The sequence below is a fragment of the Rhodocyclaceae bacterium genome, assembly GCA_020248265.1.
Classification (GTDB): Bacteria; Pseudomonadota; Gammaproteobacteria; order Burkholderiales; family CAIKXV01; genus CAIKXV01.
In genome coordinates, this window is the sequence record JADCHX010000010.1 from 218,583 (window position 1) to 233,309 (window position 14,727).

14 protein-coding genes are annotated in these 14,727 nt (G+C 66.9%); 2 read left to right on the forward strand and 12 right to left on the reverse strand.

The window, feature by feature from the left end; translation table 11 throughout:
- Positions 1 to 12 precede the first annotated feature (12 nt).
- The 11 genes from ING98_10620 to ING98_10670 form a co-directional block, all read right to left on the reverse strand.
- The gene (locus ING98_10620; GenBank protein ID MCA3102320.1) at positions 13 to 636 is read right to left on the reverse strand and encodes a flagellar basal body-associated FliL family protein; all 624 of its coding nucleotides are present in this window, start codon (positions 634 to 636) and stop codon (positions 13 to 15) included.
- A gap of 148 nt (positions 637 to 784) precedes the next feature.
- The gene (locus tag ING98_10625) at positions 785 to 1,927 is read right to left on the reverse strand and encodes a flagellar hook-length control protein FliK (protein MCA3102321.1); all 1,143 of its coding nucleotides are present in this window, start codon (positions 1,925 to 1,927) and stop codon (positions 785 to 787) included.
- A 118-nt stretch (positions 1,928 to 2,045) separates the two neighbouring features.
- On the reverse strand, positions 2,046 to 2,504 hold the full coding sequence (fliJ, locus tag ING98_10630) for a flagellar export protein FliJ (GenBank protein MCA3102322.1): 459 nt from the start codon (positions 2,502 to 2,504) through the stop codon (positions 2,046 to 2,048).
- A gap of 13 nt (positions 2,505 to 2,517) precedes the next feature.
- Positions 2,518 to 3,957 (reverse strand): flagellar protein export ATPase FliI, encoded by a 1,440-nt coding sequence (gene fliI / locus ING98_10635; GenBank protein ID MCA3102323.1) that lies wholly within the window; start codon positions 3,955 to 3,957, stop codon positions 2,518 to 2,520.
- Entirely contained in the window at positions 3,954 to 4,712 is a 759-nt protein-coding gene (locus ING98_10640) for a flagellar assembly protein FliH (protein MCA3102324.1), read from the reverse strand. Before ING98_10640 ends, fliI begins: the two co-directional genes overlap by 4 nt.
- A gap of 15 nt (positions 4,713 to 4,727) precedes the next feature.
- Complete coding sequence (fliG, locus tag ING98_10645) at positions 4,728 to 5,726, reverse strand: flagellar motor switch protein FliG (GenBank protein ID MCA3102325.1); 999 nt, start codon at positions 5,724 to 5,726, stop codon at positions 4,728 to 4,730.
- Positions 5,727 to 5,799: 73 nt separating this feature from the next.
- Positions 5,800 to 7,506 carry a flagellar M-ring protein FliF gene (gene fliF, locus ING98_10650; protein ID MCA3102326.1) on the reverse strand — a complete coding sequence of 569 codons (1,707 nt, stop codon included), beginning with the start codon at positions 7,504 to 7,506 and terminating at the stop codon, positions 5,800 to 5,802.
- 23 nt (positions 7,507 to 7,529) lie between these two features.
- The gene (fliE, locus tag ING98_10655; GenBank protein MCA3102327.1) at positions 7,530 to 7,859 is read right to left on the reverse strand and encodes a flagellar hook-basal body complex protein FliE; all 330 of its coding nucleotides are present in this window, start codon (positions 7,857 to 7,859) and stop codon (positions 7,530 to 7,532) included.
- Positions 7,860 to 7,968: 109 nt separating this feature from the next.
- Positions 7,969 to 9,408: a sigma-54-dependent Fis family transcriptional regulator gene (locus ING98_10660; GenBank protein ID MCA3102328.1), complete on the reverse strand. Its 1,440-nt coding sequence runs from the start codon at positions 9,406 to 9,408 to the stop codon at positions 7,969 to 7,971.
- Positions 9,408 to 10,604, reverse strand: a complete 1,197-nt coding sequence (locus ING98_10665) for a PAS domain-containing sensor histidine kinase (protein ID MCA3102329.1) — start codon at positions 10,602 to 10,604, stop codon at positions 9,408 to 9,410. Before ING98_10665 ends, ING98_10660 begins: the two co-directional genes overlap by 1 nt.
- Before the next feature lie 79 nt (positions 10,605 to 10,683).
- Positions 10,684 to 11,742 (reverse strand): hypothetical protein, encoded by a 1,059-nt coding sequence (locus ING98_10670; protein MCA3102330.1) that lies wholly within the window; start codon positions 11,740 to 11,742, stop codon positions 10,684 to 10,686.
- Between the two features lie 277 nt (positions 11,743 to 12,019).
- On the opposite strand from ING98_10670, the gene fnr reads away from it, so the two are divergent.
- Both fnr and ING98_10680 read left to right on the forward strand, forming a co-directional pair.
- On the forward strand, positions 12,020 to 12,796 hold the full coding sequence (gene fnr, locus ING98_10675) for a fumarate/nitrate reduction transcriptional regulator Fnr (protein ID MCA3102331.1): 777 nt from the start codon (positions 12,020 to 12,022) through the stop codon (positions 12,794 to 12,796).
- Between the two features lie 132 nt (positions 12,797 to 12,928).
- The gene (locus ING98_10680; protein MCA3102332.1) at positions 12,929 to 13,207 is read left to right on the forward strand and encodes a hypothetical protein; all 279 of its coding nucleotides are present in this window, start codon (positions 12,929 to 12,931) and stop codon (positions 13,205 to 13,207) included.
- A gap of 50 nt (positions 13,208 to 13,257) precedes the next feature.
- On the opposite strand, the gene hemN is transcribed toward ING98_10680, so the two are convergent.
- The gene (gene hemN / locus ING98_10685) at positions 13,258 to 14,697 is read right to left on the reverse strand and encodes an oxygen-independent coproporphyrinogen III oxidase (protein MCA3102333.1); all 1,440 of its coding nucleotides are present in this window, start codon (positions 14,695 to 14,697) and stop codon (positions 13,258 to 13,260) included.
- Positions 14,698 to 14,727 lie beyond the last annotated feature (30 nt).

The following is a 14,727-nucleotide window of genomic DNA, read 5'->3' on the forward strand; positions in this document are numbered from 1 at the left end:
GGCCGGCTGCGGCTACTGGATCACGAAGGACGTGAACAGCACGTCGGTCACGCCGGCGCCTTCGACCTTGGCGAGCGAAGCCCGGGCAGCCTCGGACGCCTTCTCGAACTCCGCCCTTGCCTCGTCGATGACCGCCTGCTCGGTTCCCTCGGGGAAGGTCTTCATGAGCGGGGGCAGTACGAAATCGATACCCAGCGGCTTGTTGGCTGCCCGGCGAATCTCGAGCTGCAGCCGCAGCTTCCCTTCGGCGCTGGATACGTCCTCCGCGCGCTTGCCGGACAACACCATCAGGATGCCGTTGCGGATCTCCGGAAGCACCTTCTTGATATCCTCGGCGACCTTCGCATCGGCCACCTTGAGTTCCATTGCCACCTGCAGGTAGCGGCCGCGATCAGCCAGATTGACCACGAACGGATCGAGCTTCTCGAAGACGGCCGGTGCCTTGGGTCTGGCCTTGGGCTCGGCAGCTTCTTCGCCTTGCCCTTTCTTGCCTTGCAGGAAGAACCACGCGCCCCCGCCGCCCGCCGCCAGCAGGACGACGAGCGAGATGATCAGCAAGAGTTTTCCCTTGCCTTTCTTCGGGCCGTCCGTGTCGTCTGCTTCACCTGTCTTGGCTTTCGCCGCCGCCTTTGCCATCGCCTGCCCCGGACAAACCCGCTGCCGCAGATTCCAGTTGAAAATTCACTAGAAAACAACATCTTTGCGTGCGGAGTTTATGTGCAGGATGACGAGAGCGCAATAAGGTTCTAGAAGAAGGGGCTTTTCACTGCCCCCTGCATCGTGATCAGACGAACATGTCGATGCCGACACGCCCCCGCAACATCGTCACCGCTGGCTGCCCGGCTGAACCGACGGCCTGGGTCGCCAGCAGGCCGCCGGCCAGGTCGTGGTCCTGGCGCCGGGCATTGCCATCGCGCGACGCCTGATGCTGGCCAGCGAAGGATTCGGCACCGACCGAGGTCTGACCGAGGGACAACCCGCCCTGCGCAAGCATCTCGTTCAGCCTCGGCAGCGCAGCCTGGATTGCCTCGCGCACCGCGCCGTTGTGCGAGGTGAAGAAGACGTTCGCCTGGTCGTTCTGGATCGTGATCCGCACCTCGACCGGGCCCAACTGCGGCGGATTGATCTGGATGTCCGCCGACTGCATCCGCTGCCCGACGAGCCAGGTGACTCGCTCGTTCATGGCGTTCGTCCACTCGGGGCGACCGAACGGTACGGCCACTTGGGTGCTGGCAACCCGCACGTCGGCGGGCTGGGTCATGCCTTGGGCCGTACCGGATACCGGTGCCCCCCCTGCTGCCAAGGCAGGTGGCGTATCGACGGCGACCGGTAGCGCTACCCCGGCATCGACGGGACGGCTGGCGACGGCGGCTTCCGCCAGGAGGCCGCGGAAGGATGCGCCAGGCCCGGCCGCCGTCGGCGGCAACGGTTTGCCGGTCCCGGCACCGATTGCCGCACGCGGATCCGGTTCGGCAGATACGTCGGAGGCCTCGCCGGCCCCACGGTCGGCCGGAACAGTCGCAGCGGCGAGACCCTTCGGTGGCGTCCATTCGGCGACGGCTACCCGAGCGGCAACCGGCAGCAGCGGATCGGGAACGGTGCCCCCCCCGGCGGGCGCAGCGGGAAGGCTCGAAGTCGGTTGCAGGGCAAGGAAGGCCACCACCGCCTCGTTGGTCAACCGATTGGAATCAATGAGTTGCGGGAGAGCAGATGGATCGGACACGACCTCCGGGTCATCCGTCGCCAGCGCGAACTTGTCGGCGATCAGCCCATTGCCGGACTGCAGTCGTTTCTCGAGCACGTCCTTGAAGGCACCTTCAGGCAGGGATACATCGAGTTCGCCCGCAGGCATGTCGACTGCAGCCTGCGCCGGGTTGGTACCCTGCATGGGGCTGATGGCAGGACCTGCTACAACGGCAGCATTCACGGCAAATACCTCGGTGGTAGGTTCGGGGTGCCAACCCTTCTGCAAACCGCATGCCACCTGCTGCCCCCCTCGCATCCCTTCTTCCGCGCGACAGCGGTCGCCGTGGTCGGCGGGTCCGCTATCGCTCCGCTTCGTCTCGCCGTGCCTCGCGCAGCATCGTCTGGGCATGGTCGTCCTGCAGACGCTGCTCCAGCCTGGCCTCGCGGGCGACTTCCATCCGTTCATGGCGGGTGGCCAGCGCATCGAATGCCTTCTTCCGCCGACGCTGTTCCAGCCAGTCATTCTGGCCGGTCAGGTAGGCGGCTTCGCGCACGGCCACCTCGGCGGCCTGCTGCACGCAGGCCTCGTCCAGCCGGACCAGGAACGCGTGCCAGTCGCGCACCTGCATCACGTTCATGCCCCCCGAGAGCGCCCGCTGCAGGCGCTCCTTGTACTCCACGCGGTAGGCCTCGACCTGCGCCAGCTTCTCCCTGGCCTGGCGCCGGTCGGCATCGAGTGCCTGCAACCGGCGCTCGGCCACCTCGACCCGGTCCGCCGACAGATCGACCAGCGGCTGCAGGGGAAAACGCCGGCTCATGGCGCGCCCGCGCTCACGACGCGAACAGCGCGGCCAGTGCGCCACGCGACTGGGTGTAGTCCGACCGCTCGTACTGGCCCTGCTGAAGAAAGCTTTCCAGTGCAGGATAGCGGGCCACTGCCTCATCCAGTTCACGGTCACCGCCTCGCACGTATGCGCCGACGCTGATCAGGTCGCGGCTTCGCTGGTAGCGCGAGTAGTAGTACTTGAAGCGCCGGACCAGCGCGAACTCCTCCACCGAAACCAGTTCATTCATCGCCCGGCTGATCGACGCCTCGATGTCGATCGCCGGATAGTGACCCTGGTCGGCCAGCGAACGCGACAGCACGATATGGCCGTCGAGAATCGCGCGCGCCGAATCGGCGATCGGATCCTGCTGATCGTCGCCCTCGGCGAGCACGGTATAGAAGGCGGTGATGGAACCGCCGCCGGAGCGGCCGTTGCCGGCCCGCTCGACCAGTTGCGGCAGCTTGGCGAACACGGACGGAGGATAGCCGCGCGTGGCCGGCGGCTCGCCGATCGCGAGTGCGATCTCGCGCTGCGCCATCGCATAGCGGGTGAGCGAATCCATGATCAGAAGTACCTGCAGGCCCTGATCGCGGAAGTGCTCGGCAATCGCCGTCGCGTAGGCCGCGCCGTGCAGGCGAAGCAGGGGCGGGGTGTCGGCCGGCGCTGCAACTACCACCGAGCGCGCACGTCCTTCAGGCCCGAGGATGTTCTCGATGAACTCCTTCACCTCGCGTCCGCGTTCGCCGATCAGGCCGACCACGACCACGTCGGCATTGGTGTAGCGGGCCATCATGCCCAGCAACACACTCTTGCCCACGCCGCTGCCGGCGAACAGCCCGAGCCGCTGTCCGCGTCCGACCGTGAGCAGAGCGTTTATCGCGCGCACGCCGGTATCGAGCACAGTGCGGATCGGCGTCCGGTCGAGCGGATTGACCGGCCGGCTGTACAGGGGCGACTGCCGGTCCTGCGGCACCGGCCCGAGGTCGTCGAGCGGGCGTCCACTGCCGTCGACCACTCGTCCGAGCAGCTTCTCGCCGACCGCTACCTGCCGGGCCCGATCGGCCGCGCGCCGGCGCGGATAGAAATCGGCGCCGAGCCTCGGGAAGCGCCGGGTGGCGCCGTCGATCGGCATCACGATCGCGCCTGGCTCCAGCCCGAACACATCGGTCGACGGCATCAGGAACAGTCGTTCGCCGGAAAACCCGACCACCTCCGCCTCGACCCGCATGCCGGTCTGCGAATACACATAGCAGCTGCTGCCCACCGGGACCTTGAGCCCGACCGTCTCCATCACCAGCCCGGCGACCCGCGTGAGCCGGCCCGAAAGCACCCAGGGCTGCGCCTGCCGGACCGCCTGTCCGCAGTGTTCGAACAGGCGGGTCCAGCGTTCGGATGCGTGTCCCGCCGGCCACGCCGGCCGCGCCGGAACGCGGGCGCCGCTCATCGCGCCTCGCGAGGCTGGCTCGGGTCTGCCGCAGCACCGGCAGCTGGCTCGCCCGATGCGCCCGACGCGCGCTCGGGGCGCTGCGCTGGGTCGAGTTCCACCCAGCGGTCCTCTCGTCCGAGCGATGCAACCACCGCTTTCCAGCGCGATCCGACGCTCGCGTCGAGTTCGCTCGCGGCTGTCTCGATCCGACAGCCTCCGCGCTCGAGCCGCGCATCCTCGACGATACGCCACGGCGCAGGCGTGATCTGGTTGACATCGAGCACCGACCGCACGAGCGCCGCATCCTGCGGATGCAGGATCAACCGCGGGTGCTGGCTGCCCTGGGGCAGGCTGGCGATCGCCTCCCGGACCACCGGCAGCACCACTTCCGGATACACGTGCAGCGCGTGGCGCATGATCTGCCGCGAGAGTTCGACCGCCAGCCCCATCACATCGTTGGCCAGCATCTGCTCATGGTCCTCCATCACCTCGCGCATCCGGCCGAGCAGTTGGGTCAGCTCCGCGAGCTCGCGCGTGCCGGTGGCGAGGCCGCTGGCGAACCCGGCGGCATACGCCTCGGCACGCGCCTCCTCGCGGATGCGTGCGAGCTCTTCCTCCGGCGGCCTCACCGGCGGTGGCGGCACGTCCTGCGGCGAGCTGTCATTCCCCGGGGCAAGTACGTCCATGCGCCAGGCGACCACGGGAACCTGCTCGCCGGGCTGCATGCCGGACGCAGGGGACGCGCCGGACTTGCGGATGATGGTCCGTGCCATGGCGCCCGGCCGGCGTCAGCCGACCAAACCCTCTTCGCCCTTGCCGCCAAGCGCGATCTGCCCTTCGTCGGCGAGCCGGCGCACGATCTTGAGAATCTCGCGCTGCTCGGCCTCGACATCGGACAGCTTCACAGGGCCTTTCGATTCGAAATCGTCGCGCAGCATCTCGGCGGCACGCGACGACATGTTCTTGAAGATCTTCTCGCGCAGTTCGTTCGACGTGCCCTTGAGCGCGATGATCAGCGACTCGGACTGGACCTCGCGCAGCAGCAGCTGGATACCGCGGTCGTCGAGGTCGTTCAGGTTCTCGAACACGAACATCTGGTCCTCGATCTGCTGTGCGAGTTCGGCGTCATGCTCGCGCAGGGAAGCTATCACCGAGGCCTCGAGCGAAGTACCCAGGTTGTTCAGGATCTCGGCCGCCACCGTGGCGCCACCCATGGCGCTCTTCGAGAGCTTGCCGGCACCCTGCAGCAACTCGATCAGTACCTCGTTCAGTTCGCTGAGCGCGGATGGCTGTATCCCCTCGAGCGCCGCGATTCGCAGCATCACGTCGTTGCGCAGCCGCTCGACGAAATGGGTCAGCACGTCGGCCGCCTGGTCGCGCTCGAGATGGACGAGGATGGTCGCGATGACCTGCGGATGCTCGTTCTTGATCAGCTCGGCAATGGACGCACTATCCATCCACTTCAGCGCCTCGATGCCGCCGGTATCGTTGCCGCGCAGGATGCGGTCGATCACACCCGAGGCCCGTTCGGTACCGAGCGCCTTGGTCAGCACGGAGCGGATGTAGTTGTCCGAATTCAGTCCGATCGTGGTCTTCACGCCAGCCTGCTCGCGGAAGTCGCGCAGGACGCCCTCGACCTGCTCGCGCTCGACGTTCTGCAGCTCGGCCATCGCTGCGCCAAGCTTCTGCACCTCGCGCGGAGACAGGTACTTGAATACCTCCACCGCCTCCTCCTCGCCGATGGACATCAGCAGGATCGCGCTTTTCCGGATACCGTCTTCGCTCATGGCGTGATGATACTTGTCCCAGCGGTTCCGGTTCCGGTTCCGGCGCCGTCCGCCGCCCGGCAGCGGCCGGCAGTCATTCCCGGCCGACCCAGTCCTTGACCACGTTGGCGACGATCTGCGGCTCCTGCTTTGCCAGATCCTTCACCGCCTGCAGGTCAGCCTCGAACCCCCGGCCGCCGGTCCGGATGGGCGGCGCGGTGCCGGTATCCCCCTCTCCGGCGGGAGCGGCTTCAGCGGCGCTGGCAGCGGCAGCCATCGCCTGGGCGTAAGCTTCCCGCGCTGCGAGGTCGCGCTCGCCTGCCCTTGCCAGGTCGCGCAGCACCGGGCGCAGGACCATCAGGTAGACGAACAGCGCCGCCACGATGGCAGCAAGCGTCCACAGCACAGTGTTCATGTTGCCCAGCAGCCGCCGGGTGACTTCGGTGACCAGCGTCGGCCCTTCCACCTCGACACGCTCGACCTCGTTGAACGCGGCATTGACCAGATTCACGGTGTCTCCGCGCTTCTCATTGAAGCCTATCGCCTGCCGCACCAGGTTGTTCAGCTGCGCGATCTCGGCCTCGGGCAGCGGGGTGGCCTCGGCCTTGCCCTCCTTCAACTCGCGGCGGTGGTTGACCACCACCGCAGCCGAAAGCCGCCGCACTGCCCCGACCTCGGCCCGGGTATGCGTGATGGTCTTGTCGAGCTCGTAGTTGGTGGTGGCTTCCCGGTGCGTGTTGCCCGGCGAAGCTGGCTCGGCCGCCCCGCCCTTCGCAGCACCCTTGCCAGGTGCATTGAGCGGCGCGGTCGCGGTGCCGGGGGGCTGGTTAGACAGCGCCCCGGGGACCCCGCTCGCATCGCGCGGGTTGTCGCCGACGGTCTCGACCGTCTGCTGGCTGCGGATTGCCTGCTCCGGGGACGGGTTAGGCTTGTAGGTCTCGGCGGTCTGCTCGACGGTAGAGAAGTCGAGCTCGGCCGTGACCTGCGCGCGCACATTGCCGGGGCCGACGATGGGCGTGAGGATCGCCTCGATCCTGCGCACGAAATTCTGCTCGACCGCCTGCACGTACTTCAACTGCCCGGCATCGAGCCCGGCATTGCCCTCGCGGGCGCTCGGGTTCTGCGTCAACAGATTGCCGGCCTGGTCGACGATGGTCACGGCCGAAGGCGCGAGTTCCGGTACGCTGCTGGCAACCAGGTGGGTGATCCCGGCCAGTTGCGCCGGATCGAGCGCGCGCCCGGGAAACAGACTCACCAGCACCGAAGCACTGGGCTTCTGCTGGTCGCGTACGAACACGCTCGGCCGTGGAATCGCCAGGTGCACGCGGGCCGCCTGTACCGAACCCAGCGCCTGGACCGTGCGTGCCAGTTCGCCCTCGAGCGCGCGCTGGAAGTTGACCTGCTCGACGAACTGGCTGGTACCGATCCGCTGGTTCTCGAGCAGTTCGAAGCCTATCGAGCCCCCGCGCGGCAGACCCTGCTGGGCCAGCCTCAGCCTGGATTCATAGACGCGGTCGGAGGGAACGAGTATCGCGCCACCCCCTTCGGACATACGATAGGGCACGTTGATCTGCTGCAGGGCAGAGATGATCGCCCCACCATCCCGATCGGTGACGTTGCTGAACAGCACCTTGTAGTCGGGTGTGCGCGCCAGAGACACGAACGCGACGGTGATCGCAACCGCAGCCGCGACACCCACCAGCACCACGACCTTCTGAACATTGGTGAGTCGGAAGAACCCCTGCAGTAGAGGCGTCGAGGCGGGCGGCGGGGCTGGGGGGGAAGTGGGAGCCTGCGCCATCGCCTAGCTTTGGTCGGAACCCACTATACCTGCGTGCTCATGATGTCCTGGTAGGCGGTAACCAGCCGGTTTCGGACCTGGACCATCGTCTGGAAGGACAGGCTGGCCTTCTGCATCGCAACAACCACCTCCTGCAGGTTCGCCTCGGGTGCGTCTGCATCGAAGGCCCGCTGGACTTTCTGGGCGTCCTGCTGGGCGGCATTCACGCTGTCGATAGATGAACGCAGCATCGCGGCGAAGTCGGGCGCGCCGGCAGACGCCGCAGCATCGGCGCCGTCGCGCGCACCACCGCCGGCCTGGGCGGCGGCGGAGCGCAGTTCGCGCATCATCTGGTCGATACCGGAAGTGCTCATCGGGAGAGGCTCGCTGCCAGGTTCACCGGCTCGGTTGGATCAGGATCGGAATACCGTGTACCGAAGGCTACAGCAATGCCCGTGCCACCGGTTGTCCAGACGTTCCGATTCACGCGCCCGAGCCGTCATCATCGTCCTGCATTGCGCCGTCGAGCCAACCGGCGGCGCGGTATTGCGCCAGCTTGTACCGCAGCGTCCGCTCGCTCATCTGCAAGCGGGCTGCCGCCTTCCGCCTCGAACCGCCGGCGGCGGCCAGTGCATCGAGGATGTGCCTGCGTTCAAGCGACTTGATATCCAGCGTTTCAGGCGGCGACGCCAGCGCGACACTGGCTTCCCGATCCGCGGGATCGCTAACCGCCGGAGACGGCGGCAATTCCTGCCACCCGCCGGCAATCCCTGCCGCCCCCACGGCGGCGGGCAGGTGCAGGTCACCGACCTCGATCACCGCCCCTGACGCAAGAATCAACGCACGTTGCAGGACGTTTTCGAGTTCCCGGATGTTACCGGCCCACCTGTGGGTGGTCAACGAACACTCGGCCGCGGGCGACAGGCCGATCTCGCGGCCAGCTGCGAACCGCGCGATGACCTGCCGTGCCAGCGGGAGGATGTCGAGCGGGCGCGCACGCAACGGCGGCAGTTCGATCGGGAACACATTCAGCCGGTAGTAGAGGTCTTCCCGGAAACGCCCGGCCCGCGCTTCGACCGCCATGTCCCGGTTGGAGGTCGCCAACACGCGGATGTCGAGAAGCACCGGCCGGCGGCCACCCACCCGCTCGACCTCCCGCTCCTGCAGCACGCGCAGCAGTTTGGCCTGCAGCGGCAGCGGCATCTCGGACACTTCGTCCAGCAGCAGGGTGCCCCCCTGCGCCTGCTCGAACTTGCCTGGCGTCGCCTGGCTCGCGCCGGTGAACGCACCCTTTTCGTACCCGAACAGCGTCGCCTCGAGCAGGTTTTCGGGAATCGCGGCACAGTTGATCGCCACGAACGGAGCGGCCGCGCGGCTGGAATGCCGATGGATGAAGCGCGCGAACACCTCCTTGCCCGTCCCGGACTCGCCGGTGATCAGCACCGTCGCATCGGTCGCACTCACCCGCCGTGCGAGTTCGAGCACCGCGCGGGTGGATGGATCGTGCGCAACCACGCCATCGCCGCCGACACGCCGCTGTCGGCCGGCTGCCGCCGGCGCCGGCCGCATATGGCAGGCGACCTCTTCCAGCAGGCGACCAGGTTCGAATGGCTTGGTCAGGTAGTTCACGGCGCCGGCGCGCATTGCCGACACCGCCTTGTCGATCATCCCGTATGCGGTCATCAGGATCACCGGCACGTCCGGGTATTCGCTGCGCGCCCGCGCCAGCAGCGCATGGCCGTCCATCGGCTTCATCTGCACGTCGCTGATGAGCAGACCGACCGGGTCGCGGGCCAGCGCAACCAGTGCACTCTCGCCGTCGATGGCCTCGATCACGGTGTAGCCATTCAACTGAAGCGTCGCCGACAGCGCCTCGCGCAGGTCGGCGTCGTCCTCCGCGATCAACACCGGCAGCAGCTTCATCATGCCACCGCCCCCGCGCTCGCCGGCAGCCTGAGCGTGAACCGGCTGCCTTCGCCCGGACGGCTTTCCACCAGTGCCTCGCCGCCGTGGGCAGTGGCCACGCCGCGCACGATCGCCAGTCCGAGGCCGGTACCGTCCGCCCGGGTCGTGAAGAACGGCTCGAACAGCCGGTCCATCGCCGCGGGATCGATCCCGTGCCCGGTGTCGTCGACCGAGAAATCCATCGCGCGTCCGTGCGGGCCTGCGCCGAGCGTCACGCGACCGCCGGCATCGCTGACCTGCAGTGCGTTCTCGAGCAGGTTGAGCAGGGCCCCGGCGACTGCCTTGCGGTTGCCCTGGATCTGCCCGCCTTCGCTGCGATCGACGATTTCGAAGTTCACTCCCCGCCGCGCCATCTGCGGCTCGATTACCTGTGCCAGTTCGCGCAAGAGCTCGCCGACAACGAAGGGCTCGAACTCATCCTCGTAACCTCGTACGAAGCGAAGCATATCCTGGATCATGCGCTCCACCCTGCGCAGGCTGTCGACGGTACGATCGGCAAATCGGCTCCGCTCGGCCTCCGGGATGGTGGTGCGACCCAGGTTCCCCGCATAGAGCAACGCAGTGGCCAGCGGCGTGCGCAGGTTGTGCGCGAGCCGTGCCGCCATTTCCCCCATCGCAGACAGCCGCCGGGCACGCTCGAGTTGCCCGGTCAGGGCGTGCGCGGCGGTGATGTCATTCACCAGGGCAATCGATCCGCCGTCGGGAAGCTCACTCACTGACAGGCGTACCCGCCGGATTCGGTGCAGATCCCCCGGCTCCATGGCCGTTCCCGCCGCGGCGACAGGCGGTACCGCCTCGAACTCGTCCGGCGCTGCAGTGGGTCGAAGCACCCCGGCGATCAGTTCATCCCACGCCTGGCCGGAGGCCAGCGGCCCGAGCAGGTGATTCGCTGCCGGATTCGTATCGGTGACACGGTGACTGGCGTCGAGCACCACCACGCCGCCGGGCAGCGCGGCGAGCAGCGCGGCAAGCCGGCGCGACAGCGCATCTTTCGCAGCCAGTTGCACGCGCAGTTCGCTGTTCGTCGCTGCCAGTTCACCGGTAAGCTGCTCGACGCGGCCCTGCAGCGCCTGATAGGCACTGGTCAGCTCGGCCGAGGCCTGGCTGAACAGGGCGAAAGCCTCTTCCAGTTGCTCCGGACGCAGGTCAGCCACTCGGTGCTTCGACGTAAGACGGAAATGCCAGTGTAGCGAGCCGGCGCGCGGTTGTCTGCGTCGCGGATCCGATGCGCGCTCAGTTACCGATCACGTAGCGCGCAGAACGCAGCGCGCGCGAAGGCGCCTGCTGCGGGACACGGCCGAAGCGGATCAGCAGCATCGGATGATTGCGATCGACCAGGTGGGCGACCTGCATTCGGGACTCGGGATGGGAGATCGGCTGGTACAGGAAACTGGCCCAGACACCCGCCGCACGCGCCCAGAGTACCGTCCTTTGCAGTGCCTGCCCGGAATGCAGCCAGTCGATCGGGGTGTCACCATCTGCACCGAGCACCCCGATCACGGGTGTGGATTCGATCAGGTCGGTTCCGGCCTGCCCGGACAGATCCGGGTCGAGGAACGCCCCGAACGGAAGCGCGAACTCGCCGTGCGCCCCGAGCTGGAGCACGCCGGGCGGCATCGGTGGCACCAGATGCGCGCCGCGCCGTACCCACTTGGCCAGTTCCGTCCGGTACTTGCGCTGGGTGAGCTGGCGCCGGTCGGCTGCTGCAACGATGCGGGACACATCGGCCTTGGCCTCTACGTCCTCGAGCATGCCCAGCCAGGCGCCCTCGTGGCGCGCCTGGTCCTGCATGGCGTCGATCAGGTTCTGGGAGATCGGGGCCGGGTCGAACGCGCCGAGGTAGGTCCGGCGCCGGCGGATCGCCTGGAACAGCACTCGCTCTGCCGCCGGACAGGTACAGGTGCCGTCGAGTTCGATCCGGGCCAGCGGCACCTCGCTGCCGGACAGCGGATCGCCGTCATTGAGCCACGGCAGCAGCGTGACTTTCGGTTGCAGGCCGAGGTACCGGAGCGCACAACGCAGATTGAACAGTGCGGCCCCACAAGCAATCATGAGCGCGCGTCCATCGGGATCGGCCATCGGCAACCTGCGCGACCGGTCGGCAAACAACTCGAGCGCCGCGCCGGTCAGCCGGAAGAACCACGGCTGGGTATTGAAGCAGGACGGCGCGAGCACGGCATAATTCAGGCAGAAGTGCAGCCGATCCGCGTTCGAACCTTCCGCGGGAAAGTCTTTCTCGTCCACCGACCATGCGTCGGTGTCGAAACGGAAGGGAGTCGGGGCTGTGTCCATTACGCTCTGGAATGACTGCCTGCGCGGCGGTGCCGCACAGACGACTGCACAATAGGTATCAGGCGCAGGGGATTACGGATGCGACCCTGCCAGTACAGTGTATATCGGCAAGTGTTACCTTAACTGTAGCATCCAATGCAGGATCGTGGCGACCGTCGAGAGCGCAGCCCTTGCCGCGCACCCGCGCACTGCCATCGTCCGCCGGAATATCCCCGCAGTACCGGATCGACAGGCCACCCGCAGATCCTGCTGCGGTGGACTGGCGGCCTGGCACCGAATGGAAAAAGGCAGAGTTCCCTTGACATCGACCCGACCTGTCCACGCGACCATTCCGATCGTCCCCTCGCCCGCGACCATCAAGGCGGCCTGCAGTTCCTGCAGCCTGCAGGAACTCTGCCTTCCGGTCGGCCTGTCCCCTGCGGACATCGACAGACTGGACAGGATCATCTCCTCCCGGCACACCACGCGCCGCGGGTCGTCGCTCTACCGCATCGGCGACCCTTTCCGCAATCTCTACGCAGTGCGCACCGGCGCCTTCAAGACGATCGACCTGTCGGAAGACGGTTCGGAAAAGATCACCGGCTTCTACCTGTCCGGGGAGATCCTCGGCCTGGATGCGATCAGCACCGATCGCCAGAACTTCAGTGCGGTGGCGCTCGAGGACAGCGAGGTCTGCGTGCTGCCTTTCGAGCATCTCGAGGAACTGCTGCGCGAGATCCCTACGCTGCAGCACCATTTCCACAAGATCATGAGCCGGGACATCATGCGCGACCAGGGATTGATGCTGCTGCTCGCGGGCATGAAGGCAGATGCACGGCTCAGTTCCTTCCTGATCGGCCTGTCGCAGCGCTTCGCCAACCTCGGCTACTCGGCGATGCGCTTCCGGCTGCGGATGACGCGCGAGGAGATCGGAAGCTACCTGGGCCTTACCCTGGAGACGGTCAGCCGCCTGTTCTCGCGCTTCAGCGCGGAGGGATTGATCCGCATCGAGCGGCGCGAGATCGAGATCCTCGATTTCAAGGCCCTGCGTGCGATCATTGAAGTACGCGAGTGATTTGCCAGGGGGCGATACACGCGATAACCTGAGGGTCGACTCAGGGGAGCATCCATGGCCAGGTCCAGGGCAAGCAACGGCGCCAGACAACCCGCGCCCGCGAACAAGCAGCAGTCGAACGCCGGTTCGCCGGTGATCCACCAGTCGTCCATCGTCGAAGGCGCGGAGGGCTTCTTCTGGCGCGACAGCGAGACCGATGCGCTCGTCGGTCCGTTCCGCACCCGTACCGAGGCGATCGCCGATCGCGATTCCCCGGGACCACTGGGGGACGGCGTGGACGACCTCGCCGCCGCCGCGGACGTGGACGCGGTGCATGAAGTCGAGGCCGAGATCGGGATCGATGACTTCATCGATCCCGACACCGGCGAGCCGACGCACGGCTACGAACCGCACTTGCGCGACGACCACTGACCGTCCCCTCCAGGCTGCACGGTTGCAAGGGCGTCGGTCGCGTACGGCCGTCATACGGCCTTCGAGTAACGGCCGTCGACCGGACGGTCGCGCAGGTGCCGGTCGAACACCATGCAGAGGTTGCGCACGAGGAATCGGCCCCTGGGCGTCACCGTGATCCATTCGGGCTGGCCGGGGGGCTCGATGGTCAGCAGGCCCGCCGCCTCCAGCCCCCGCAGCTCTTCCAGTTCACGCGCGAAGTAGCTGTCGAAATCGATCAGGTAAGCCTGTTCGATCGACGGCACGTACAGCATGAAGTGGCACATCAGCCCGTGGATGATGGTGCGCCTGAGCAGATCGTCCGGGTCCAGTTCGATGCCACGCTCGACCGGAAGCTCCCCGCCATCGATCGACTCGTAGTAGGCCTCGACCCGGTGCACGTTCTGGCTGTAGGACGCGCCGACGCTGCTGATAGCCGATACCCCGACGCCGATGATGTCGGCGTCGGGGTGCGGGGTGTAGCCCATGAAGTTGCGCCGCAGGCGGCCCTGCACCTGGGCGACCGACAGTTCGTCATCCGGACGGGCGAAATGGTCCATGCCGATGTAACGGTAGCCGGCGTCACCGAACCGGCGCACTGCATGCTGGAGGATGTCGAGCCGCTCGACGGCGCCCGGCAGGTCCGCAGCGGAGATCCGCCGCTGCGGCTTGAACAGGTGCGGCAGGTGCGCGTAGTTGTAGAGCGCGATGCGGTCAGGCCCAAGGTCGATCACCTTCGACAGCGTCGTGTCGAACGTCTGAGCCGTCTGCGCGGGCAGGCCGTAGATGAGGTCCACGTTGATCGACTTGTAACCTTCCTCGCGCCCGGCCCGGACCACCGCGGCGGTCTCCTCGAGGGACTGGATCCGGTTCACCTTCTGCTGCACGACCGGATCGAAATCCTGCAAACCCAGCGACAGCCGGTTGAAGCCGATCGCGCGCAGGCCTGCCACGGTCGATTCGCGCGTGAAGCGCGGATCTACCTCTATCGCGAAGTCGCCGGCATGGTCCTCCGCGAGCGTGAAATTGCCGCGTACGCTCTTCATCAACCGCCGCATCTGCGCGAGGGTCAGGAAGGTCGGGCTGCCGCCGCCCCAGTGCAACTGGTCGACCCGGCGTCCACCGCCTTCGTACAGTTCGCTCTGCATCTCCAGTTCGCGTTCGAGGTGCTGCAGGTACGGGATCGCACGTGTACGGTCACCGGTGACCACCTTGTTGCAGGCGCAGTAGAAGCAGACGGTACGGCAGAACGGGACATGCACGTACAGGGAAAGACCGCGATGCTGTCCACCCAGATGGCGCCGCCGCGCGTGCACCGCATAATGCTTTGCGGTGAAGCTGTCGTTGAAGCGATCGGCCGTCGGGTATGACGTGTAGCGCGGCCCTGGACGGTCGAGGCGCTGCACCAGGGCAGGATCGAAACCGAGATCGGGCATTGCAAACCCTCCGCTGGACTCGCACCGGTCATGCATCGTCCCTGTCGCTGCCGCCGGTACGGATCT